A 22684-nucleotide genomic window follows, 5' to 3' on the forward strand; every position below is an offset into this window, starting at 1 on the left:
CTGACAGTTAACGATGAAGGTTAGGGTACTACAGTTTAAAACCGGTAGCCACAATGTAGACTTCTCGTGAACGGGCACGAGACGAGTCTGGTTTACGAATCTTGACAGCAGAGAAAAGCTTACGAATTTCATTGAGATAGGCATCAAACCCCTCTCCCTGGAATACCTTAACCACGAAGCTGCCATTACTGCGCAATACTTGGTTACACATGTCGAGCGCCAGCTCGACCAGGTACATGGCGCGAGCCTGATCTACCTGCTGGGTGCCACTCATGTTGGGCGCCATATCAGACATGACCAAGTCTACCTTGTCCGGACCGACACGGGCCAGCAAAGCGCCAAGTACAGTTTCCTCCCGAAAGTCCCCTTGCAGGAAATCGACACCGGCAATGGGATCCATCGGCAAAATGTCACACGCGATGACCCGTCCATCGTCACCCACCTGCTCAACGGCAAACTGGGACCAGCCACCCGGGGCCGCCCCCAGATCCACCACTGTCATGCCGGTACGGAGCAATTTGTCCTTGCCCTGGATCTCATCAATCTTGAAAACAGCGCGGGAACGCAGCCCCAACTTCTGGGCTTTTTTGACGTATTGATCGTCGAAATGTTCTTTTAACCAGCGGGTTGAGCTGGGGGAACGTTTTTTCTGGGTCATGATTGTCGACTTTAAAAAACCACAAGGGTTATTAGTATTAAGAGCTAAGTGGGGGTAGAATACGCCCCTTTCAACCCTGACTTATGAAGAAATTGCCATGATTCTCAACAATAAACAGAAACAGTACCTCAAGGGCCTTGCCCACAGTCTGAAGCCCGTGGTCCTGCTGGGTCAACATGGTCTGACCGAAGGCGTACTGGCCGAGATCGATCTGGCCCTGAACTACCACGAGCTGATCAAGGTTAAGGTTGCGTCTGAAGATCGTGAGATGAAACAACTGGTTATGGATGCAATCGTCCGTGAAACCGGCGCGGTCAAGGTACAGAGTATCGGCCACGTGCTGACCATCTACCGTCAGGCCAACGAGCCGAAAATCCAACTGCCCCGCAAGTAACAGGAAAGAGCCTCGCTCTTTCCTTCATTTCTCTTCTTCCCAAGTCGCTTGCCAAAGTACTCTCCAGGCCCTTAACCTGCGATGAATACTCGTGGACACTCCACTATGGATCACCATCCGATTCTCACCGAAGATGAACTGGCCATGTTACGGGACTTGGGGAGCAGTCAGGAGACGGCCGCCGGACAATCCCTGAGCGGTTATCTCGCCACCCCCTTGCTCGGACTACTGCAACGTGCCGATCAACTGGTGCTCGAAGCCCGTTTCGCCGGGCATCAACTTCGCTTTCCCCTGCGCTTCACCGAGGGGGACGATGGCTTTGTCGAGCCGCGCATCGCCGCGCCCGTCATCAAGGAGCTGGGTTATCCCCATTTGCGCACCTGGCGCCTCGACCAGGAGGCGCGCCTGAAGGTGGCCGATACCGAGTGTCTGGTGCACAGCTTGTCGCTGGACGGATTAGTGGTGGAAGGCTTGCCCTCCGACCTGACGATCGGCGCCACCCTCAGTGGCACCCTGCTCATTCATGAACTGGCCCCGCTGCCCCTCTGCGCTGAGCTGGTCAGGCACATCCATCAACGCAATGGTGTGCAAGGCTGGGCACTGCACTTCCAGATGGCCAAGCCGGATCTTGAGCAACTGAGTAGCTGGATGTTCCAGCGCCATCAGGATGCCTTCACCCAGGCCTACCAACCCCGCTAAATAGCAACAGGGGAGCCGGGCTCCCCTGTTTCAGACATCACCTCACATCAGAGGTAAGCGACGGCCAGAACCTCGTATTCCACGTCGCCGGCCGGCGTCTTGACGATGGCAACATCATCCACTTCCTTGCCGATCAGGGCACGGGCGATGGGCGAGTTCACCGAAATCATGTTCTGTTTGATGTCAGATTCGTCGTCACCCACGATACGGTAGACAACTTCCTCTTCCGTCTCGCTTTTCAGCAGGGTAACGGTCGCCCCGAAGATAATGCGACCATTGTTGGTAATCTTGGTGACATCGATCACCTGGGCATTGGAGAGCTTACTCTCAATCTCCTGAATGCGGCCTTCACAGAAGCCTTGCTGCTCACGGGCAGCATGGTACTCGGCGTTTTCTTTCAGATCACCATGTTCACGGGCATCTGCAATCGCTTCGATAATCTGCGGACGAAGCTCGCTCTTCAGATAGTCGAGCTCTTGACGCAGCTTTTCAGCGCCGCGAACAGTCATCGGAGTATGATTCATAGTCGAAACCTGGGTTGCTTGAAAAGAGAAGCTGCGGCTATCAAAAAGAGCCGCAGCTATCGGTTCGGATGAGCCATCTTAATATGAAGCCAACACAAAATCCACGTCAGTCCCTGCGAGCAGGATCGCGCTTTGCCATCGACACTACTTCTGCTCAGAGACCCCAATCGGGGCTGATACTGTCGGCTTGCCCTGCATGATGGCGATCTCCACTCGCCGGTTCATGCGCCGGTTTTCCGGGGTGGTATTCAGTGCCAGTGGCTGGGAATCGGCCATGCCCTGCACCACCAGTCGTCCGCCATCGAAGCCGGGCACCTTGATCATCTGATGGGCAACCGCCACCGCACGCTGGGATGAGAGATCCCAATTCGATCGAAACAGCTCATTTTCGGTCGCTATGTTGTCGGTATGACCCGACACGGTTATCTCACCTGGCACATCTTTCAACAAGCTGGCGACTTTGCGAATAACCGGCCAGAACTGGGGCTGCAGGAAGGCTGAACCGGCCGGGAAAGCCGCCCTTTCGCGGATCCGTATGATAATCTGCTGACCCAGCGCCTCCACCTCGATAGCACCATCCTGGATCTGGGCCTTCATCTGCTCCGCCAACTCCTTGGCCAGGGCATTGGACTGCTCCTGCTGTTTCTGCGCCTCCTGTTGGGTGTCGCCCCCCACCAGTTTTTCTTCGCTCTTGTCATGACCTCCGGCCTGATCGGCGTCACCGGGCTGAAAGTCCAGCTCAGTCTGGGTCATGTCTATAGTCTGCTGCATGATGGTATCGATGGGGGTCGGCTCGGGGCGACCCGGCCTGAACTCGAGGGCGATGACAGAAGTTCCCTTTGGAATGTCTTTGACCTCCAGAATGTTCTGCACGCCGAACGCCTTCTCCATGGAACCGGCGATCTGCTTGAACTTCTGCACATCCATCTCGGCAAAAGAGAGCAGCAGCACGAAGAAACACATCAACAGCGACATCAGATCGGCGAAGGTCCCCATGTAACCGGGCAGACCAGGTGGCGGACACTTGCACTTAGCCATGGGGATTACTCGCTGCCATTGTTGCGTTTGGACTGGTTCAGGTAATTTTGCAGCATGGACTGGATCACCCGCGGGTTCTGACCATCCTGAATGCCCATGATGGCGTCCAGCACCAGGCAGCGGCTCAACTGCTCTTCACCGCTGCGCAGCTCCAGCTTGTCGGCGATGGGGATAGCAATCATGTTGGCCTGAATGGCGCCATACAGTGTGGTGAGCAAGGCCACGGCCATGGCTGGGCCTATGGATTTGGGATCGCTCATGTTGGCCAACATGGCCACAAGTCCCACCAGCGTGCCTATCATCCCCATGGCGGGCCCCAGATCACCTAGCGCACGAAAGACCTTGATGGCCAGGATGTGCCGATCAGCGGTGAGCTCGATGTCCTTTTCCATCACACCACGGATAACATCGGCGTCGTGCCCGTCCACCAGCATGTCGATACCTTTTTTCATGAAATCGTTTGGCACTTCGGCGGCTTCCAGCGCCAAGAACCCTCCTTTACGGGCCGCATCTGCCAGTTCAACCGCCTTGATGATGAGGTCGTCGAGCTTGTCACCCTTGTAGATGAACGCCTTACCGGCCACCTTGAACGCCATCAGGAACTGACCGATGTTGAACTTCATCATGCAGATGAAGAGGGAGCCCAGAATGGTGATGCAGACAGAAGGGATATCGATGTACATGCTCATGGGCCCCCCCAGTAGCATGCCGTACACCACGACCCCAAATCCCAGTACTATGCCAATCAGACTACCTAGATCCACATCCCTACTCCTGTCAGCTGAAATTTTTTTATCTGTAGTTTTTTGAATTTTCTGCTATTGGCTCATCAGCGGCAAGGGCCACCACGTTTTTCCTTGTTCACGAGATGGTTTATTATCGGCCACTTTTCCGAGAGTTTAAGCCGACCGCACTTTTCAGCCTCCCCCCTGCCCGTCGTCGATGTTAAGATAAGCCGTTTTTTTCAATCCCCGAGGATGAACATGGCCAGTAAAAAAATCGACCGCCTGAGTTTTGATGCCACTCTGGAAGAGCTGGAAACCATAGTTCATCAACTGGAACAAGGTTCCTTACCACTGGAAGAGGCGCTCAAACAGTTCGAACAGGGCGTTCATCTGGTGCGGGCTGGCCAGCAGAAGCTGGAACAGGCCGAACAGAAGATCCAGATCCTGCTGACTCAGGCCGATGGCACAGAGCAAGCAGTCCCCTTCCAGCCAGAGCAAGGAGAGGAATGAGTGACGCTGGACGATTTTTCCCGTCTGCATCGTCAACGTATTGACGACTGCCTGTCTGCACAACTTGAATCTTTGCCCGCCATGGCCCCGCGTTTGCGCGATGCCATGCACTACGGCCTGCTGCTGGGCGGAAAGCGAGTGCGGCCCTTCCTGGTCTATGCCGTGGGCGAGATGCTGGGTGTCAAGAGCGAGCTGCTGGATGGCCCCGCCGCCGCAGTGGAGTGCATCCACGCCTACTCCCTGCTGCACGACGACCTGCCCGCCATGGACAACGACGACTTGCGCCGTGGTCAGCCGACCGTGCACAAGGCATTTGACGAAGGCACCGCCATCCTGGCCGGCGATGCCCTGCAGACCCTGGCCTTCGCCATTCTGGCCGACCATCCCCTGCCCGACCGGCTTCTGGCCAACCGGGTGCGGATGCTGAGTCGCCTCGCCCGCGCCTCCGGCTACCTCGGCATGTGTGGTGGTCAAGCACTGGATCTGCAGGCCGAAGGCCGCCAGATCAGCCTGTCCGAGCTGGAGCAGGTGCATCGCCACAAGACGGGCGCCCTGATCGAATGCGCCGTGGCACTGGGAGCCCTGTGCAAGCCCGACGTGGACGACGCCACTCTGGCCGCGCTGCAAACGTACGCAGCCGCCATCGGACTGGCCTTCCAGGTGCAGGACGACATCCTCGACATCACGGGCGATACCGCCACCCTGGGCAAGCCGCAAGGCTCGGATCTGGCGCAGGAAAAGAGTACCTATCCGGCCCTGCTCGGACTCGACAATGCCCGTGAGCTGGCTCGCGAACTGCACGGTAAAGCCTTAACAGCCTTGCAATCTTTGCCCTACAATACCGACATTCTGGAATCGTTTGCCGATTACATCATCGAGCGAACCCACTAAACGCTGGATAACAGTAACAATATGAGCGTTGATATAAGCAATTTCCCCAACCTGGCCCTCGCGGATACGCCGGTCGAGTTGCGATCCCTGCCGTTCGATCGGCTGCCCGTGCTGTGCAACGAACTGCGTGAATATCTGCTGCGTTCGGTGAGCCGCTCCAGTGGTCATCTCGCCTCCGGGCTCGGCACAGTCGAACTGACGGTAGCGCTGCACTACGTCTACAACACACCGTTCGATCGACTGGTGTGGGATGTGGGTCATCAAGCCTATCCCCACAAAATCCTGACCGGTCGTCGGGACCGGATGCAGAGCATCCGTCAGAAAGACGGCCTGCATCCCTTCCCCTGGCGCGGCGAAAGCGAGTATGACGTGCTCTCGGTCGGTCACTCCAGCACCTCCATTGGTGCGGCGCTCGGCATGGCAGTCGCTGCCGAGAGCGAGGGCCTGGGTCGTAAAGTAGTGGCCGTGATAGGTGATGGTGCCATCACAGCCGGGATGGCATTCGAGGCCCTCAATCACGCCGGCGATGTCCACAAGGACATGCTGGTGGTGCTCAACGATAACGAGATGTCCATTTCCGAGAATGTCGGGGCGCTGAACAACCACCTGGCCCGCATCATGTCAGGCAAGCTCTACACCAACATACGCGAGGGTGGCAAGAAGGTGCTGGCGGGCCTGCCTCCGGTCAAGGAGCTCGCCAAGCGGGCCGAGGAGCATCTCAAGGGCATGGTGGTGCCTGGCACCCTGTTCGAAGAGTTTGGCTTCAACTACATAGGCCCCATCGACGGCCATGACATCAATGCCCTGGTCGAGACACTGCGCAACATGCGCAACCTCAAGGGACCGCAGCTCCTGCACGTCAAGACCAAGAAGGGCAAGGGTTACGAGCCCGCCGAGAAAGATCCCATCGGTTATCACGGCGTGCCCAAGTTCAATCCGGACGAGTGCACCCTGCCCAAGGCGAGCGGCGGCAAGCCGAGCTTCTCCGCCATCTTCGGCCAGTGGCTGTGCGACATGGCGGCAAAAGACGAGAAGCTGGTCGGCATCACCCCCGCCATGCGCGAGGGCTCAGGGCTGGTCAAGTTCAGCCAGCAGTATCCGGATCGCTACTTCGACGTCGCCATCGCCGAGCAGCATGCTGTCACCTTCGCCGCTGGCCTCGCCATCGCCGACAAGAAGCCGGTGGTCGCCATCTATTCGAGCTTCCTGCAGCGCGCCTATGACCAGCTGATCCACGACGTGGCGCTGCAAGAGCTGCCGGTACTGTTTGCCATCGACCGGGCCGGTCTGGTGGGCGCCGATGGCCCGACCCATCAGGGGGCATTCGACATCAGCTTCCTGCGCACCGTGCCCAACATGGTGGTGATGACGCCGTCCGACGAGAATGAGTGTCGCCAGATGCTCTACACCGGCTATCAGTGCAACCAGCCTGCGGCGGTGCGTTACCCCCGTGGCAGCGGCACAGGTATCGAGGTGCAGACCGAGATGCAGGCGCTGGCGCTCGGCAAGGGCCGTGTCATTCGCGAGGGCAAGGGCACCGCCATACTGGCGTTCGGCACCCTGCTGCAGCAGGCCAGGGCCGCCGCCGAGGCGCTCGATGCCACCCTGGTGGACATGCGCTTCGTCAAGCCGATGGATGAGGCGCTGGTACTGTCGCTTGCCACCAGCCATGACCAGTTCGTGACCATAGAGGACAACGCCATCATGGGCGGTGCCGGCTCTGCGGTGAACGAGCTGCTGATGCGCAATAAGCAATGCAAGCCGGTGCTCAATCTGGGCCTGCCGGATCGCTTCGTGGAACAGGGCACCCAGCAGGAGATCTATGCCCTGCTCGGTCTGGACGAGACAGGCATCCAGCGCAGCATCGAAACCTGGCTGCAAGCCTGACCTGCTGCGAGTTAAAGAGAAAATAAGAGAAGGGCGCCTGATGGCGCCCTTCTTGTATCTTCACTTCTGACCCGAGTTAACCCTTGTAAATCTTCGGGTTGAACACATCCCTTAGCCAGTCACCCAACAGGTTGATGACCAGTACCAGCACCACCAGACAGATGCCCGGGAAGGCGGTGATCCACCAGGAGCCTGAGAAGATGTAGTTGAAGCCGACGCTGATGAGAGACCCCAGCGACGGCTGATCCACCGGCATCCCCAGGCCGAGGAAGGAGAGTGCCGCCTCGCTCATGATGGCGTTGGCCACCTGCACGGTGGAGATCACCAGAATGGGCGACAGGCAGTTGGGCAGAATGTGGCGAAACATGATGCGCGGGGCGCGGAACCCCATCACCTTGGCCGCTTCCACATACTCCTTTTTCTTTTCGGCAAGCACAGAGGCACGTACCGTCCTGGCGTACTGCGGCCACTCGGCGATACCGATGATCACCACCAGCATCATGATGGCGAATTTCGAGTAGAACTCGGAGCCAAAGGTTGCCTGAAAGATGGCGGAGATGATGATCGCCACCATCATGGTGGAGAACGACAGCTGCACGTCGGCAAAGCGCATCAGCAGGCTGTCGATGCGGCCACCGAAGTAACCGGCGATCAAACCGACGACGATGCCGAGCACCAGTTGCAGCCCCACAGCAAACAACCCTATGGTCAGCGAGATGCGGGCACCATAGAGGATGGTGCTCCAGATATCGCGGCCCTGGTTGTCGGTGCCGAGCCAGAAGCGCTCCTCACCCCCTTCCAGCCAGGAGGGCGGCAGTTCGGCATCCATCAGATCGAAACTGGTCTGGTCATAGACGTTGTGCGGCGCCAGCCAGGGCGCCAGCAGCGCCGCCAGTACGAACACCACAAACACGGCGAAGCTGAACATGGCTACCTTGTCCCGCAGGAAATAGTAGACGATGTCAGCGTTCTTGAATCGAGTCCAACGGCTTGGGCTCGCAGTCACAGTGTTAGTCATGTATCACCCCTTGGCGGTCAGGTTGACGGTCGGGTTGATAAACCCGTAGAGCAGGTCGACCAGGGTATTGGTCACCACGAAGATCAGTCCCACGAAGATAACGTAGGCGGTGATCAACGGGGTATCGACCCGGTGGATCGCCTCGAGGAACAGGAAACCGGTACCCGGCCACTGAAACACGCTCTCGGTCAGGATGGTGTAAGCCACCATAGTGCCGATCTGCACACCACCGACGGTAATGACCGGCAGCATGGTATTCTTCAGGGCGTGCTGGTAGTAGACCTTGTTGTTATCCAGCCCCTTGGCGCGGGCGAACTTGACGTACTCGGAAGATAGCTGCTCCAGCATCTCGGAGCGCACCAGCCGGATAAACAGTGGCAGCATGATGGAGGAGAGCGACACCGCTGGCAGGATCAGGTGCTTGATACCATCCCAAGTGAAGAAGCCCGACTCCCAGCCCAGCAGGTTGTAGGTTTCGCCACGGCCGTAAGCCGGCAGCCAGCCCAGCTGAATAGAGAAGAGATACATCAGCATGATGGCGGTCAGAAAGACCGGGATCGAGATGCCGATACTGCTTCCCGCCATGATGAGCTTGGTGGGGATGCTGCGCGGGCGGATCGCCGAATAAACACCGAGTGGAATGGAGACCACCACAATGATCAGCGCAGCGGCAAACACCAGCTCAAGGGTAGCCACCAGCTTGTCGAGTATCACCTCGAGGGCCGGTCGCTTGAAGAAATAGGAAGTGCCCAAATCCCCATGCACCGCATTTTTCAAAAAGCGGCTGTATTTGATGAGGAAGGGATCATTGAGGCCCATCTTCTCACGCAACTCGTGACGCTGGGCTTCGGAGACCGATTGTCCCACCATCTCGCGCAACGGGTCACCCAGGTTGTCCTGGATGGAGAAGGCGACCAGGCTGATGACGAACATCACTATCACCGCCTGATAGAACCGTTTCAGCAGGAATGTAAACATGCTTGTCCTTCTACGTGGCCTGTGTCGTGGCACAGGCTTCTGTTAGTGGGCGGAGTGGCCAGCTGGCCCCCCCGCCCCGTCCTTCCTTGCGACGTTCTCTTACTTGCCGACCACCAGGTCGCCCAAGTAGGGGAATACCATGACGTTGGCTACCGGTGCGATATCCACATTCTTCTTGGCGCCATAAGCTACGTTTTCCCAGTGAAGCGGCACATAAGTGGCATCTTCAACCAGCAATGCTTCAGCCTTTTTCAGCATCTCGGCACGCTTGGCCGGATCGGTCTCGGTGTTGGCATCCATCACCAGTTTGTCAACATCGGTGTTCGCGTTGCCTGCGCAGTTGTACTGGCCCATACCGGTCTTGGCATCTTTGGTAAAGGTCAGGAACTCAAACAGGTTGGCGCTATCTTCGGTATCCGAATGCCAGCCGATCAGCTGCATGTCAGCGGCGCACTTGTCAAACTCGGGCCAGTACTGAGCCACCGGCATGGTCTTCAGATCCACCTTGATATTGATCTTGGCCAGCATGGCAGAGACCGCCTGGGCAATCTTGACGTCGTTGACGTAGCGAGCAGCCGGGGAGATAAAGCTCACCTTGAAGCCATTCTCGTAACCGGCTTCCTTCATCAGTGCTTTCGCTTTAGCCAAGTCATATTGAGGGGTCAGGGCTTCATTGTGACCAACATAGCCTTTCGGGCTCAGTTGACCAGCCGCTGTGCCAAAACCCTTGTTGATCTTCTCAACGATACCTTCCTGGTTGATGGCGTAGTTGATTGCCTGACGCACACGCTTGTCTTTCAGTGCCGGGTTGGTGTTCTGGTTGAGTTCGATGATGATGATGCGGGTACCAGGCAGGCTTACCAGCTGGGTATCCTTACCATTTTTGACTCGCTCCAGATCGTTGGGGGCAACTGGATAGATAATATCCACATCGCCGCCCAGCAGGGCTGCAACACGGGTTGCATCTTCCTTGATCGGCACAACGGTCAGATTTTGGACGTTACCTTTGGAACTCTTGTCCCAGTAGTTAGCATTACGGACGTAATCAAGTTTCACACCTTGCTCGCGAAACTTGACGGCAAAGGGACCGGTGCCAGACACATTGGTCGAGGCGAAGGAACTGCCGTTTTTAACAATCTCAGCCTTGTCCTTACCATCGTTGGTTTTCCCGGTGTAGAACTTGGCGTCCATCGGGAAAAAATAGGTTGCTGTCTGTAGCACCAGTGGGAATGGCTTGGCAGTAATGAAGTCAACAGTGTGATCATCGATCTTCTTCACCTCAGTGATGGGCTCAAAGATCGCTTTGTAGTCGACAGAAGACTTCAAGCGGTCCATGGTCCACACCACATCATCGGCGGTGAACTCATTACCGGAGTGAAACTTGACCCCTTTACGCAAAAAGAAACGTATCGTCTTGTCATCGATGCGCTCATATTTCTCGGCAAGACGCGGCTCGAACTGCATGTCCTGGGTGTAGCGCACCAAGGGATCGAACACCAGATGCGACATCTCCAGGGTCTGACCCGAGAGCTGCTCCTGCGGATCCATGGACGTTGCATCTGACGCTACGCCGACTTTGATATCAGCAGCTGAGACACCGAAGGCGAAACCGGCGGCAACCAGCGCCAGGGCAATTTTGGACAATCCTTTCTTCATCTTGTTCTCCATGCTTTTGGCTTTTTTATTGACAGACAAACCGGCGAGCTGGTGATTTCCTAGCTTGCGATTTCCAGCCCCTCGCGGGACATTCCCTTGAACTCCGGCATGAGGGAGATCAGCTTGCGGCTGTACTCATGCTCGGCATTGGTAAACAGTTTTTCGGTCTCGGCCACTTCCACCAGATGGCCATGCTGCATCACGCCGATGCGATCGCACATCTGGCGGATCACCGGCAGATCGTGGCTGATGAACAGCATGGTGAGCCCAAGCTCCTGCTGCAGATCCTTGAGCAGGTTAAGGATCTGTGCCTGTACCGACACATCCAGCGCCGAGGTCGGCTCGTCGCAGATGAGGAAGCGCGGCCGGGTCGCCAGGGCACGGGCGATGGAGATGCGCTGACGCTGACCACCTGAGAACTCGTGGGGATATTTGACCCCGGCACCACGACCGAGCCCCACATGATCGAGCAGGTCGTTGACTATGCCCTCGATCTGGCTCTCACTGCCCGCCAGCTTATGGAAGCGGATGGGCTCGGCGATGATGTCACGCACCTTCATGCGCGGATTCATCGAGGAGTAAGGGTTCTGGAATACCATCTGCATCTGGCGACGCAGGGGGCGGCGCTCACGCTCACTCTTGAGAGCGGTGAGATCGATCCCCTCGAAGAAGATCTTGCCGGTATCGGGCGGATAGAGGCCTGTAATGGCGCGGGCTATGGTGGATTTGCCGGAGCCCGACTCCCCTACCAGGCCGAAGGTCTCCCCTTCGAAGATCTCGAAACTGATGTTGTTGCAGGCACGCACGTACTGGCGACGACTCGGGAAGATGGAGTCCTTGGTGACGAACTTCAGGTCCACGTTCTCCACCCGCAGCAGGGCCCCCTCATAGGTACGCTCGTCCTGACTCTGGCCAAGCCAATGGGTCTTGAGATCGATATTGGTATCCGGCGCGCTGGCATCCTCGATATAGGAGACCAGCGGGAAACGCACCAGCTTGACGTCGGAGCGGGGCACTGCCGAGATGAGGCTGCGGGTATAAGGGTGATTGGGGTGACCCAGCACCTGTTCGGTGGTACCGAACTCCACCAGATCGCCACGGTACATCACAGCCACCTTGTCAGTGACGTTGGAGACCACCCCCATGTCGTGGGTCACCAGCATGCAGCCCACCTGACGCTCTTTGCAGAGGTTGCGGATGAGCTGGAGGATCTGATCCTGAATGGAGACGTCGAGGGCCGTGGTCGGTTCGTCGGCGATGATAAGCTCAGGATCGCACGACAGCGCGATGGCAATGACCACCCGCTGACGCATGCCGCCGGAGAACTGGTGTGGATACTGCTTGATTCGCAGCTCGGGCTGCGGGATCCCGACCGCCCCCATCAGCTCGAGCGCCTTGGCAAAGGCCGCGTCGCGAGAGAGCTTGGTATTGGCAAGAATGGTCTCCACCAGCTGTTGTTCAACCGTGAACAGCGGATTGAGGGAGGTCATGGGATCCTGGAAGATGAAGCCGATACGGGAACCACGGATGGCCCGCATCTCGTTCTGGCTCTTGCCAGAGATGAGTTCGCCGTTGAGATAGATGTCACCACGGGCGATACGCCCCGGCGGGCTCAGCAGATCGATGACGGCATTGCCTATGGTGGATTTACCGGCGCCAGATTCGCCCACCACGCCGACGATCTCCCCTTTTTCGACACACAAGGAGAGATCTTTGACTGCGGCCAGCACGCCATAGCGGGAGGGGTACTCGATCCGCAAGTTTTTCACTTCGAGCAAGGACATGTTTACCTCTGCGGGGGACATCCGTCCCAAAGAATTCGTCCGTAAATCGGCCGCAGATGCTGGCTGTGCCTGGAGTACTGATATTGAGTGCTTTTATGAGTAATAAACGCTCAATCCATGAGGCAGCGAAACCAGCGATCCGGGCGGGTTTTTTGCATTTTTTTGGAATAACCCGCGAGTAAGTTAGACGGTTTGACCGCGACTGTAAATGATCGGGTTATACAATTTCGCAATACGTTGCCCAGCCAACGGCCATCATAGCAGTCCAAAATAACGATTTTTGTCTCATAGCAAGACTATGTGACTATTATCAGTACTTTTTACTGCTTTTAATTTCAACAAAGACGCAACAGACGGAAATAATCACTATTAGAACAATAGCATTAAGCTTCGAATGAGTAGTGAATATTTATGTGAAATGATTTTTTAACGGCAGCATATGCCGATGAATGAAAAATAAACAGAGCTATATAGGGGGAATGCCAGACTGGCGATCCCCCTTACGAGGAGATTTACCCCAGCCAGTATGCCAGTAATTGCATACAAAACAGGGCGAACAAACCGGCGATGAGATCGTCCAGCATGATGCCGAGTCCACCGTGAATGCGGCGATCAAACCAGGAGATGGGCCAGGGTTTGCACACATCGAACAGGCGGAACAGCACGAAGCCGGCCAACACCCACTCCCAGCCAGCCGGAGCGGCAATCATGGTGACGCCAAAACCTATCACCTCGTCCCAGACGATGGCACCGTGATCCGGCATGCCGATGGCATCGGTAGCGCTCTGGCAGATGCGAATGCCCACCACGAATCCCACTGCCAGCAGGGCGATGAACCAGGGCGTTGCCAGACCACTCACCAGCAGATAGAGCGGGATAGCCGCCAGCGTCCCCATGGTGCCCGGCGCCTTGGGAGAGAGGCCCGAGCCAAACCCCACCGCCAGCAAGTGCAGCGGATTCTTCAGGTTCAGCCTTTTCAGCTCGGGTCTTATCATAAAAAAGGTCATGCGAAGTGATCCCACCCTTTCAGTTGCAGTTCGAGCCCTTGCTCGCCTCTCAGGTAGTCGATACCCGGCTCGCCTGCCACGATGCGACCGATGCGGGTGAACTTGACGCCACAGTTGGCCAGCGCCGTATCCAGCGCCCCGCGATACTCCTGCGGCACGGTAAAGCAGAGCTCGTAGTCATCGCCACCGGCCAGCGCCAGTTGCCAGGCATCCTGCTCGGGCACCGCATCCTGCAACACGGGCGACAGGGGCAGCAGATCGAGATCGATCTGGGCCCGCACCCCGGATGCCTTGAGGATATGGCCGAGATCCGATGAAAGTCCATCTGAAAGATCCAGCGCACTGCTCGCCAGCCCGCGCAGGGCTTGCCCTGCCAGAATGCGGGGATGGGGGTGGTCGAGCCGTGGCAGCACGGCAGCCAGCTGGTTCTCGTTGAGACTGCGCTTACCCAGCAGATGGGAAAGCGCAAGGGCGGCATCTCCCAGGGTGCCGGTGACATAGATGCCGTCACCGACCTTGGCACCGCGGCGCATCAGGGCGCGACCGGCGGGGACGGATCCCTTCACCGAGACGGTGATGGAGAGCGGGCCACGGGTCATGTCCCCACCCACCAGCGCCACGTTGTAGTATTCGGCCAGCTCGAGAAAACCCTCGGCAAACCCGGCGACCCAGGGTTCGTTGATGGCGGGCAGCGTCAGTGCCAGCGACACCCAGCGCGGCTCGGCGCCCATGGCGGCGAGGTCGGACAAATTGACCGCCAACGCCTTGTAGCCAAGATCCACCGGATCCATGTCGGGGAAGAAGTGAACGCCGCTCACTAGCGTATCCGTGCTCACCGCCAGCTGAGTATCGGCCGGCAGGGTCAGCAGGGCGCAGTCATCTCCGGGGCCCATCACCACGTCCTTGCGGGCGTGGGGGACCTTGAAGTACTTATCAATCAGCTCAAATTCACCCATACAGTAAAAAGCCAGCGGTTAGGCTGGCTCCTCTCTTAATGCTGACGGACAGCAGGATCAACGCTTGGCCAGCGTCTTGATCACCTTGTCCAGTACACCGTTGACAAACTTGTGGCTGTCATCGGCAGCAAAGGCCTTGGCCAACTCGATCGCTTCGTTGATCACCACGCGCGGCGGCACATCATCACGACGGGTCAGCTCATAGGTCGCCAGACGCAGGATCGCCTTGTCCACCATGTCCACTTCTTCCAGCGGACGAGAGAGGAAAGGAGAAAACACCTTGTCCAGCTCGTTGCAGTGGAGGGCTACCCCGAACAGCAGATCGCGAAAATAGTTCAGGTCCACACCCTTGGTGTCCTGATCTATTTTGAACTGCTCTTCGATGTCGCCCACGTTGGCCCTGGTCATCTGCCACTGGTAGATGGCCTGGGTGGCGCAATGGCGGGCTTTACGGCGCTCGGACGGTTTCAATGTACTTCTCCTCGTTACACGTCCAACTGTTTCAGGACGTTGATCATTTCGAGCGCGCTCAGTGCAGCCTCTGCACCCTTGTTACCCGCCTTGGTACCGGCGCGCTCGATGGCTTGTTCAATGTTTTCTGTGGTCAACACGCCGAAGGCAACCGGAATTTCATATTCCATCATTACCTGGGCCATGCCCTTGCTGCTCTCGCTTGCCACCAGCTCGAAGTGATAGGTGCCGCCACGGATGACAGTGCCCAGCGCGACTATGGCGTCGTATTGACCACTCTTGGCCAGCTTCTTGATAGCCAAGGGAATTTCGACGGCGCCCGGCACTCGTACCAGGGTAAGATTGCTGTCCTGGACTTGACCTTGACGCTTCAGTACGTCCACAGCACCGTCCACCAAGCTTTCGTTGATGAAGCTGTTGAAACGGGCAACGACAATAGCAACGCGCGCCTCAGGAGCGGCGATATTTCCTTCGATAACCTTCATTGGAAATCCTGTATCTGTGCAATCAAAAGGGGCCGGAGTCAAAAGTGCGCACATTCTAGCACAACAGACCCACGACAAAAACCACAGCCGCGATGGGCGGCCATGATCGCAATGTCATTCGGACGACGCGCTTATTCAGCGACGCATTCAACGACCTCCAGGCGGAAACCGCCTGAAGAGACGAGGGTATTTCTTGGACAGGTTCAGCCGCAGGCGCTGAGCCAGCTACCGAACCCGCTTATTCCCCGACATACTCCACCACTTCCAGGCCGAAACCGCCGAGGGCATGGTATTTCTTCGGCGAGCTCAACAGCCGCATCTTGCCAACCCCCAGCGTCTTGAGGATCTGGGAACCCACGCCGACCCGACGCGATGTGCCTTGCCACTTGGCCCCTTCCGGTGCCAGCCCCTTGTCAGCGGCTTCAAAGCCCTTGACCCGGGCCAGCAGCTCCTCGCCATGGGATTCCGCCCCCAGAATCACCAGCACCCCGCCCTCGCTGGCGATGCGGGCCATGGATTTGGGCAGCGGCCAGCTACGGGCTGCGTGACGGTCGGTCAGCAGCAGATCGCTCAGCACATCGTGCAGATGCACCCGCACCAGCGTCGGCTGGTCGGCCTGAACCTCACCCTTTTTCAGGGCAAAGTGCACCTGATTGTCGATGGTGTCGCGGAAGGTGATGAGATCGAACTCGCCAAACTCGGTGGGCAACTTGCACTCGGCCACTTTCTCCACCGTGGTCTCGTGCTGGTTGCGGTATTCGATAAGGTCGGCAATGGTACCAAGCTTGATGCCGTGCTGCTCGGCGAAGATCTCCAAGTCAGGACGGCGCGCCATGGAGCCATCCTCGTTGAGGATCTCGACGATGACGGAAGCCGCCTCGTAACCGGCCAGCCGGGCCAGATCGCAGCCCGCCTCGGTGTGACCGGCACGGGTCAGCACGCCGCCATCCTGCGCCATCAGCGGGAAGATGTGGCCCGGCTGCACCAGATCGGCCGCCTTGGCATTGGGCGCCACCGCAGCTTGCACTGTCACCGCGCGATCAGCAGCGGAGATACCGGTAGTCACCCCTTCGGCCGCTTCTATGGTGACGGTGAAGGCGGTCGAGAACTGGGCATTGTTGCGATCTACCATCAGCGGCAGCGCCAGCTGCTTGCAGCGATCCCGGGTCAGGGTCAGGCAAATGAGACCACGGCCGTAACGGGCCATGAAGTTGATATCCTCCGGGCGGACACAGGAGGCGGCCATGATGAGGTCCCCTTCGTTCTCCCTGTCTTCGTCATCCATCAGGATCACCATCTTGCCAGCCTTGATATCGGCAATGATTTCCTGGGTTGTGCTCAGCGCCATAGGCTACTCCATCAACATGCTTCTGGGATTGAGCCTGCCGGCTCGGCTTGATACGGGATTATGTTGCTCTAGATGGGGGCACAAGGCCCCATTTCAATCGGAGCGGGATCACAGAAAGCGGTTTTCCCGCGGCATAGGCCGTTACAGGAAGCCGGACTGGGCCAGTTTCTCCAACGTCAGGGACGATGATGCACTGTCATGGGCCTTGCCTTGCATCAGGCGCTCCAGATAGCGAGCTATCTGATCCACCTCGAGATTCACGCGATGACCCGGTTTCCAGCGGGCGATGGTGGTCTCTTGCGCCGTGTGGGGCACTATCGTCAGGCGGAACACGTCCCCCTGCACGGCATTGACCGTCAGGCTGATGCCATCCACCGCAATCGAGCCTTTCTCGGCGATGTAGCGGGAGAGCTCGCCCGGCGCCTTGATCCAGTATTCGATGGCGCGGCCACTGCTGGACTTGCTCTTCACCTCCCCCACCCCGTCCACATGACCGGAGACCAGATGACCGCCCAAGCGGGAGGTGGGCATCAGCGCCTTCTCCAGATTGACGGGATCGCCCACCTTGGCCTTGGCAAAGCCGGTGCGGGACAGGGTCTCCAGCGACACGTCGGCGGTATAGCGCTGGTCACCCAGCGCAACCACGGTGAGGCAGACGCCGTTGGTGGCGATGGAGTCACCCAGTTTGACATCGCTGAAATCGAGGCCAGGTGCGTGCACAGTGAGGGCCATATCCTCGCCTTGGCGACGCAGCTCGGTCAGGGTGCCCACCGCTTCGATAATTCCGGTAAACATGCAGATCACCTTGCTGATAACGGGGCCACACTGGCCCCCGATAAACATTGAGAAATCAGGCTATTTTCGCCGTGATGCGAATGTCCTGCCCCACCAGCCGCACATCCTTGATGTTGAGCTTGGGCGCCTGGAACAGCCGGGTGAGTTCGGGCAGATGGAACAGGCCACGCCCCTCATCCCCCATCAGTCTTGGCGCCTGGTAGAGCACCAGCTCATCCACCAGCCCTTTGTTCAGCAGGGCGCCACACAGCCGCGGCCCTGCCTCCACCAGCACAGAGTTGATGTGCTGCTTGGCCAGCAGCATAAAGAGGCTGACCAGATCCAGCTTGCCGTCCAGCAGCGGCAGCTCCAGTTGCTGCACCCAGGCCGGCCAGTCGCCGGTAGCCTTGTGGCGGGCCAGCAAGACCGGGCCTGTACTCTGGAACAGGGGCAAGTCCGGGGTGAGCCGGTTTTGCGAATCAACGATGACCCGCAGCGGCTGGCGCAGGGTCTCTTTGGGATAGCTGGCCTTGACCGAGGGGGGCAGCTCGTCCCAACGCACGGTCAGCGAGGCGCCATCGGCCAGCACCGTCTCGGCGCTGGAGAGCACCGCATCGTGACGGGCCCGCAGCCGCTGAACATCGGCACGGGCCAGGGGACCCGTTATCCACTGACTCTCGCCGCTTGCCATGGCGGTGCGACCATCCAGGCTGGCGCCGAGCTTGACCGTCACCTGCGGGAAGGCGGTGCGCATCCGTTTGAAAAAGCCCGGATTGAGTGCCTCAGCCTCGGCACTGAGCAGGCCGAAGTCGGTCTTGATACCGGCCTCAGACAACATGCGCAGCCCGCGTCCGCCCACCTCGGGATTGGGATCGACCATGGCGGCGACCACCCGGGTCACCCCGGCCTTGATCAGCGCCTCAGCGCAGGGCGGGGTACGGCCATGGTGGGAACAAGGCTCCAGAGTCACATAGGCGGTGGCGCCACGGGCCTGTTCACCGGCGGCATGCAGGGCATAGACCTCGGCATGGGGCTCGCCGGCACGCTTGTGCCACCCCTCACCGACCACCACACCGGCTTTCACCAACACTGCACCGACACAAGGGTTGGGCGCCGTGGTATAGCGGCCACGGCGGGCCAGTTCGAGGGCCCGACTCATCCATTGGTAATCATCTTGACTAAACATCTGGGCTCCCGTTCAAAGCGATAAAATGGGCGTTGCAGGTTCGATTAGCGCATCGTAATCGGACGTTGGGGAAGCTTGTTTCTCCAACTTGGCGATCTGTTCTACTTCTCCAGCTTGGCGATCTCTTCACCAAATTCACGAATGTCTTCGAAGCTGCGATAGACGGAAGCGAAGCGGATGTAGGCGACCTTGTCCAGGCCCTTGAGCTCGTCCATCACCAGATTACCCACCAGCTGGGAGGCGACTTCGCGCTCACCGGTGGCCCGCAGGCAGGACTTGATGTGATTGACCCCCTTCTCGATGGCCTCCATGCTCACCGGCCGCTTCTCCAGTGCACGCAGTATACCGGCACGCAGCTTGTCTTCATTGAAGGGTTCACGGGAGCCATTGGACTTGATGACACGGGGCATCACCAGCTCGGCCATCTCGAAGGTGGTGAAACGCTCGTGGCAGAGCAGACACTCACGACGGCGGCGCACCTGATGGCCTTCTGCCACCAGACGGGAATCGATCACCTTAGTATCAACGGCACTACAGAAAGGGCAATGCATCTGACCTCCGGCGTTAACTGAAAAGGCACCTGCCCCGCAGGGTCAGGATCTTGGTCGGCCAGTGTAGCACGGCCATCGAAAGCCGGTAAAAGCCCAGAAAAACAATATGTCACCGCAGATGCACTTTAACCGTATCAGCACGTGCGCAGCGCTTCTATGGCCGCCACTGGCAACCAGAGCACTGTATTTGCATCACCCTCGATCAGCGCAACAATGGCCTCTCTCGGGCCTGCTTGCCAGGCCTCAGTCCCATAGAATGCAGCCTGAGAGCGGTTCAGATGCTCAAGGTCATCGTAGGCACGCATCAGAAAATAGGCGTCCGGATCATGCAAGGAGGGGCCATGGCTCACCACATCCATCCCCCAGGCAAGGTGCAAGGGCAGACTCTGCTCGGTGACCAGCCGATGAAAAGCCGCACGGCTCCCGGCCTTGAGCCGATAGCTCCGGATCTCCAGCACTCGCTTCATCACGCTTTCTCCTGCTAAAAATGGTGTAAAAAGGCACACACAGCACCATTCGATCGGCCAGAGGCTCAATCGTCATAGGGCAAGGTGTCGGGATCACACCCAGTGTGATCGGGCGCCGGATCCTGCACAAACTGCACGGCATCGATATGGGTGTGGCCCTGCATCAAGGCCTTGCTCACCCTGTGCATGCCATCCATGACCCGTCCCGCACTGTCCAGAATGATGGGATAGGCGAGATCGGCGGCCAGCATCAGCTGACAGTGCTCTACGATGCTGCGCACCGTGGGTCTGGCCTCGCCGTATCCATACCAGTGCTCAAAATCCAGTTCGGTAATCTGTGCCAGCGGCACAGCTTGCACCGGCAGCCCGCGGCTCCGCCGTACCAGACGGCGCACATCCCATGCCAGTAACCCCTCCGGACTATCGCGAAAATGGTACTAGGCACGGATGGACAAGATCAGATCCTCATCTGTACTCGCGTGCTCGCCTGACATGCTGCCTCCTCTGTCTGCTGAACGAACTCGGCGCCCGTAGCGGGGCCGAAACAGAAAAAACAATGCCACCCGAAGGTGGCATTGGTCTCAAACCGGATTAACGCCGTTATCAGGCATAAACCGGGAAACGACGGCAGATGTCCAGCACCTGCTCACGTACGGTGGCCAGCACGGCATCGTTGTCGTGGTTGTCCAGCACGTCGCAGATCCAGTTGGTCAACTGGATGGACTCGGCTTCCTTGAAACCACGGCGGGTGATGGCCGGAGTACCGATACGCACACCCGAGGTGACGAACGGGGAGCGCGGGTCGTTAGGAACGGAGTTCTTGTTGACCGTGATGTTGGCCTTACCAAGGGCGGCATCGGCCTCTTTACCGGTCAGCTCGCGACCAATCAAGTCCACCAGCATCAGGTGGTTGTCAGTACCGCCGGAGACAATCTTGTAACCACGCTCGATGAAGGTGGCCGCCATGGCCTTGGCGTTTTTGACCACCTGAGCCTGATAGGTCTTGAACTCGGGCTCCAGCGCCTCTTTGAAGGCCACGGCTTTACCGGCAATGACGTGCATCAGCGGGCCGCCCTGGCCGCCCGGGAAGACAGCGGAGTTCAGCTTCTTGTAGAGATCTTCATCGTCAGCGGCGGAGAGGATCAGACCACCACGGGGACCGGCAAGGGTCTTGTGGGTGGTGGAGGTGACCACGTGAGCGTGGGGCACCGGGTTCGGGTAGACGCCAGCGGCAATCAGACCGGCTACGTGAGCCATGTCGACGAACAGATAAGCACCGATTTTATCAGCGATTTCACGCATACGGGCCCAGTCAACGATACCGGAGTAGGCGGAGAAGCCACCGATCATCATCTTCGGCTTGTGCTCAACGGCCAGACGCTCCATCTCGTCGTAGTCAATTTTGCCGGACTCATCGATACCGTAAGGGATGATGTTGTAGAGCTTGCCGGAGAAGTTCACCGGGGAGCCGTGAGTCAGGTGACCACCGTGGGCCAGGTTCATACCCAGCACGGTATCGCCCGGCTGCAGCAGCGCCATGTAAACGGCGCTGTTGGCCTGGGAGCCGGAGTGCGGCTGCACGTTGGCGTAAGTGGCACCAAACAGTTCCTTGGCGCGCTCGATGGCCAGGGTTTCGACCACATCGACATACTCGCAACCACCGTAGTAGCGCTTGGCCGGATAGCCTTCGGCATACTTGTTGGTCAGCTGGGAGCCCTGGGCTTCCATGACGCGGGGGCTGGTGTAGTTCTCAGACGCGATCAGCTCGATATGCTCTTCCTGACGACGGGTCTCGTCTGTGATGGCCTGCCACAGCTGGGGATCATAGCCTGCGATGGTCATGTCACGTTTCAACATCCGTTTATCTCCTGAAAATCGTTTGCGCGTTAGGTGAAGTGGGCAGCGGCATTGTAACGTGAGCGAGATCAAAGAGACAGTCCAACCACCCAAAAATTTGTTTAAACAATGTAAAATGTGTCGTAAATATCGAGGCCCGCGTCGGCCCCCAATCCTCCGCCAGCGTGCCTGCCAAGGCGCTCGTTCCCATGCCTTCTTCCTTGCTGTTCACTACCCCACACCCCAGACAACAGCCACAAACGCAGACAAAAAATAGAAAAAACCAGAACCGGATCATAGATATAGCGATTATTAATAGATAACATCTTTGCGTGACGCAGTGGTTGCCCAGCCAAGATGGAGGCAAAAAATGCCGCGCAAGGCGTTCACCCTTCGCCAGCACACCTGCCGACCAAGGGTGGGTAGGGACGACCGTTTGGCTGAACCGCCCAGCCATCGCTGGCCACCCCATTGCAACACCATGTTCCCGACCCGCTTCCGCCTCGCTCTTTCTTCTCTACACCGGCTCAACACGGGAGTACGCCATGATGGATAACCTGATGCTTTTTCTGATCATATCGGTATTCGCTGTTTTCTATTGGATCTACTATACAGGCAGTCGCAAGAGCCCCTTTACCTATCAGTGGGAGGCCTTGCCCACCTGGGAGCAGTATCTGGCCGCCCATCCGGAGGCCGTCGATGGCGATATCATCTTCTGCATTCATTGCGGCCATCATGAGCAACTGGACGTCGGCCTGCTGCATCAGACCGATTTTCGGCGCCAGCATATCTGCGTCCGTTGCAAGCAGGCGCTCTACCGCGAAGAGCGCTGATCCATCAA

Annotated in this window: 24 protein-coding genes and 1 pseudogene; 6 read left to right on the plus strand and 19 right to left on the minus strand. The window is 58.1% G+C overall.

All coding sequences use genetic code 11. The features are described 5' to 3' along the window. Positions 1-28: 28 nt before the first annotated feature. A complete protein-coding gene (gene rlmE, locus AAC083_RS13605; protein ID WP_108536871.1) occupies positions 29-658 on the minus strand; it encodes a 23S rRNA (uridine(2552)-2'-O)-methyltransferase RlmE in 630 nt (209 codons plus the stop codon). A gap of 97 nt (positions 659-755) precedes the next feature. Here rlmE and yhbY point away from each other — a divergent pair, with 97 nt between their 5' ends. Continuing rightward, complete coding sequence (gene yhbY, locus AAC083_RS13610; protein ID WP_042035811.1) at positions 756-1052, plus strand: ribosome assembly RNA-binding protein YhbY; 297 nt, start codon at positions 756-758, stop codon at positions 1050-1052. A 105-nt stretch (positions 1053-1157) separates the two neighbouring features. Continuing rightward, a complete protein-coding gene (locus AAC083_RS13615) occupies positions 1158-1751 on the plus strand; it encodes a PilZ domain-containing protein (protein ID WP_108536872.1) in 594 nt (197 codons plus the stop codon). A 47-nt stretch (positions 1752-1798) separates the two neighbouring features. Here AAC083_RS13615 and greA read toward each other — a convergent pair whose 3' ends face one another. The 3 genes from greA to pomA all read right to left on the minus strand — a co-directional run bounded on the left by greA (position 1799) and on the right by pomA (position 4077). Further along, positions 1799-2275 (minus strand): transcription elongation factor GreA, encoded by a 477-nt coding sequence (greA, locus tag AAC083_RS13620; protein ID WP_042035813.1) that lies wholly within the window; start codon positions 2273-2275, stop codon positions 1799-1801. 144 nt (positions 2276-2419) lie between these two features. Further along, positions 2420-3313 (minus strand): flagellar motor protein MotB, encoded by an 894-nt coding sequence (locus AAC083_RS13625; RefSeq protein ID WP_042035814.1) that lies wholly within the window; start codon positions 3311-3313, stop codon positions 2420-2422. Between the two features lie 5 nt (positions 3314-3318). Continuing rightward, positions 3319-4077 carry a flagellar motor protein PomA gene (pomA, locus tag AAC083_RS13630; RefSeq protein WP_108536873.1) on the minus strand — a complete coding sequence of 253 codons (759 nt, stop codon included), beginning with the start codon at positions 4075-4077 and terminating at the stop codon, positions 3319-3321. A gap of 219 nt (positions 4078-4296) precedes the next feature. Here pomA and xseB point away from each other — a divergent pair, with 219 nt between their 5' ends. From xseB to dxs, 3 genes are read left to right on the plus strand one after another with little or no spacing between them, the layout of a single operon-like run. Next, positions 4297-4548 carry an exodeoxyribonuclease VII small subunit gene (gene xseB, locus AAC083_RS13635; protein ID WP_005317577.1) on the plus strand — a complete coding sequence of 84 codons (252 nt, stop codon included), beginning with the start codon at positions 4297-4299 and terminating at the stop codon, positions 4546-4548. Beyond that, positions 4549-5439 carry a (2E,6E)-farnesyl diphosphate synthase gene (gene ispA, locus AAC083_RS13640; RefSeq protein ID WP_108536874.1) on the plus strand — a complete coding sequence of 297 codons (891 nt, stop codon included), beginning with the start codon at positions 4549-4551 and terminating at the stop codon, positions 5437-5439. 21 nt (positions 5440-5460) lie between these two features. Continuing rightward, positions 5461-7326 (plus strand): 1-deoxy-D-xylulose-5-phosphate synthase, encoded by a 1866-nt coding sequence (dxs, locus tag AAC083_RS13645; RefSeq protein WP_042035817.1) that lies wholly within the window; start codon positions 5461-5463, stop codon positions 7324-7326. 76 nt (positions 7327-7402) lie between these two features. Here the strand turns inward: dxs and AAC083_RS13650 are convergent, their stop codons facing one another. The 15 genes and pseudogenes from AAC083_RS13650 to glyA form a co-directional block, all read right to left on the minus strand. Next, positions 7403-8344, minus strand: a complete 942-nt coding sequence (locus AAC083_RS13650) for an ABC transporter permease (protein WP_108536875.1) — start codon at positions 8342-8344, stop codon at positions 7403-7405. A gap of 3 nt (positions 8345-8347) precedes the next feature. Further along, positions 8348-9322 (minus strand): ABC transporter permease, encoded by a 975-nt coding sequence (locus tag AAC083_RS13655; protein WP_042035819.1) that lies wholly within the window; start codon positions 9320-9322, stop codon positions 8348-8350. Between the two features lie 99 nt (positions 9323-9421). After that, complete coding sequence (locus tag AAC083_RS13660; RefSeq protein WP_042035820.1) at positions 9422-10978, minus strand: ABC transporter substrate-binding protein; 1557 nt, start codon at positions 10976-10978, stop codon at positions 9422-9424. Positions 10979-11037: 59 nt separating this feature from the next. Further along, complete coding sequence (locus tag AAC083_RS13665) at positions 11038-12762, minus strand: ABC transporter ATP-binding protein (RefSeq protein WP_042035821.1); 1725 nt, start codon at positions 12760-12762, stop codon at positions 11038-11040. A 512-nt stretch (positions 12763-13274) separates the two neighbouring features. Further along, positions 13275-13769, minus strand: coding sequence for a phosphatidylglycerophosphatase A family protein (locus AAC083_RS13670; protein WP_108536876.1), 495 nt, complete (start codon positions 13767-13769; stop codon positions 13275-13277). After that, a complete protein-coding gene (thiL, locus tag AAC083_RS13675) occupies positions 13766-14725 on the minus strand; it encodes a thiamine-phosphate kinase (RefSeq protein ID WP_108536877.1) in 960 nt (319 codons plus the stop codon). The genes AAC083_RS13670 and thiL overlap by 4 nt, the downstream gene beginning before the upstream one ends. Before the next feature lie 57 nt (positions 14726-14782). Further along, on the minus strand, positions 14783-15196 hold the full coding sequence (gene nusB, locus AAC083_RS13680) for a transcription antitermination factor NusB (protein ID WP_042035824.1): 414 nt from the start codon (positions 15194-15196) through the stop codon (positions 14783-14785). 14 nt (positions 15197-15210) lie between these two features. After that, complete coding sequence (gene ribH / locus AAC083_RS13685; RefSeq protein WP_005317595.1) at positions 15211-15681, minus strand: 6,7-dimethyl-8-ribityllumazine synthase; 471 nt, start codon at positions 15679-15681, stop codon at positions 15211-15213. 238 nt (positions 15682-15919) lie between these two features. Beyond that, on the minus strand, positions 15920-17029 hold the full coding sequence (gene ribBA / locus AAC083_RS13690; protein ID WP_108536878.1) for a bifunctional 3,4-dihydroxy-2-butanone-4-phosphate synthase/GTP cyclohydrolase II: 1110 nt from the start codon (positions 17027-17029) through the stop codon (positions 15920-15922). Between the two features lie 141 nt (positions 17030-17170). Further along, on the minus strand, positions 17171-17824 hold the full coding sequence (locus AAC083_RS13695) for a riboflavin synthase (protein ID WP_042035846.1): 654 nt from the start codon (positions 17822-17824) through the stop codon (positions 17171-17173). A gap of 55 nt (positions 17825-17879) precedes the next feature. Further along, a complete protein-coding gene (ribD, locus tag AAC083_RS13700) occupies positions 17880-18989 on the minus strand; it encodes a bifunctional diaminohydroxyphosphoribosylaminopyrimidine deaminase/5-amino-6-(5-phosphoribosylamino)uracil reductase RibD (protein WP_042035826.1) in 1110 nt (369 codons plus the stop codon). Between the two features lie 101 nt (positions 18990-19090). Then, on the minus strand, positions 19091-19540 hold the full coding sequence (gene nrdR / locus AAC083_RS13705; RefSeq protein WP_042035827.1) for a transcriptional regulator NrdR: 450 nt from the start codon (positions 19538-19540) through the stop codon (positions 19091-19093). Between the two features lie 134 nt (positions 19541-19674). Next, complete coding sequence (locus tag AAC083_RS13710) at positions 19675-20007, minus strand: NIPSNAP family protein (protein WP_042035828.1); 333 nt, start codon at positions 20005-20007, stop codon at positions 19675-19677. 65 nt (positions 20008-20072) lie between these two features. Beyond that, a pseudogene (locus tag AAC083_RS13715) lies at positions 20073-20501 on the minus strand (hypothetical protein). A gap of 109 nt (positions 20502-20610) precedes the next feature. Beyond that, positions 20611-21864 carry a serine hydroxymethyltransferase gene (gene glyA / locus AAC083_RS13720; RefSeq protein ID WP_042866648.1) on the minus strand — a complete coding sequence of 418 codons (1254 nt, stop codon included), beginning with the start codon at positions 21862-21864 and terminating at the stop codon, positions 20611-20613. A gap of 524 nt (positions 21865-22388) precedes the next feature. Here glyA and AAC083_RS13725 point away from each other — a divergent pair. Next, entirely contained in the window at positions 22389-22676 is a 288-nt protein-coding gene (locus tag AAC083_RS13725; RefSeq protein WP_108536880.1) for a hypothetical protein, read from the plus strand. The last annotated feature ends 8 nt before the right edge of the window (positions 22677-22684 follow it).

Origin of the sequence: Aeromonas sp. HMWF014 (assembly GCF_963878295.1) — a bacterium.
Classification (GTDB): Bacteria; Pseudomonadota; Gammaproteobacteria; order Enterobacterales; family Aeromonadaceae; genus Aeromonas; species Aeromonas popoffii.